Origin of the sequence: Streptomyces nanhaiensis (genome assembly GCF_046614825.1) — a bacterium.
In the GTDB taxonomy this organism is placed as follows: domain Bacteria; phylum Actinomycetota; class Actinomycetes; order Streptomycetales; family Streptomycetaceae; genus Streptomyces; species Streptomyces radiopugnans.
Genome location: NZ_JBKJFM010000364.1, coordinates 1 through 935 on the forward strand (window position 1 = coordinate 1; position 935 = coordinate 935).

General features: G+C 78.2%; 1 protein-coding gene. It reads left to right on the top strand.

Annotation, left to right across the window (positions count from 1 at the left end):
- The coding region (locus tag ACLIYP_RS30610) for a hypothetical protein (protein ID WP_412716324.1) at positions 1-935 on the top strand (935 nt) is incomplete at both ends.

The window sequence follows — 935 nt, forward strand, 5'->3', positions numbered from 1 at the left end:
GGCGGAGGCGCTGGGCTCCCCCGCGCCCTTCGGGCAGTCGCAGTTCGCGTTCGTCCGCGGCCACGCCTTCGAGGCGCGGGTGAAGGGGGACGGCGGCGCCGAACTGATGCGCCTGGTCCACGCGCGCACCGCCGCGGCGGACACCCCGGCCCCCGAACCGGGCGGGGTGTCCGTGCCCGACCTGTCTGCGCCCGGCCCCGCCGGGCGCGCGGAGCGCACCCGGCAGGCGCTGGAGCGGGCGACGGCCGACGGCGGCTGGACGCTGCTGGACCACCCGATGGTGCGGCTGGAGGTGGCCGGATCGCCCGTCCACCTGGAACCCGACGCGGTGGCGGTCCACCCGGACGGGCGCTGGACGGTGGTGGAGATCAAGTCCTTCCCGATCCTGGACGGTTCGGCCGATCCGGCCAAGGTCGGCGCCGCGGCCCGGCAGGCGGCCGTCTACGCCCTGGCGCTGGAGGCGCTCGGCGGCCGGGTGGACGAGCGGGTGCTGCTGGTCTGCCCGAAGGACTTCTCCAACCTGCCCACCGCCGAGGCGGTCGACCTGCGCAGGCAGATCGCCACCACCCGGCGGCAGCTCGCCCGGCTGACGAGGCTGGAGGAGATCGCCGCCGCGCTGCCCGAGGGCGCCACCTTCGACCCGGCGCGCCCGCCCGCCGAACTGGCCGGTTCCGTCGAGTCGGTTCCGGCCGCCTACGCGCCGCAGTGCCTGTCCACCTGCGAACTGGCCTTCCACTGCCGCGACCGGGCCCGGTCCGGGGGCGCGGTGGAGGTGCTGGGCCGCGAGGTCCGCGGGGAGCTGGGCGGACTGGCCACGGTCGAAGCGGTCCTGGCGGCCGCCCGCGACCAGGCGCGCGACACCGCGGACGTCCCCCCGGAAGAGGCCGCCGTGGACCCGGCCGCCGCCGCGCTGCGCCGTGCGGCCCGGCTGCGGG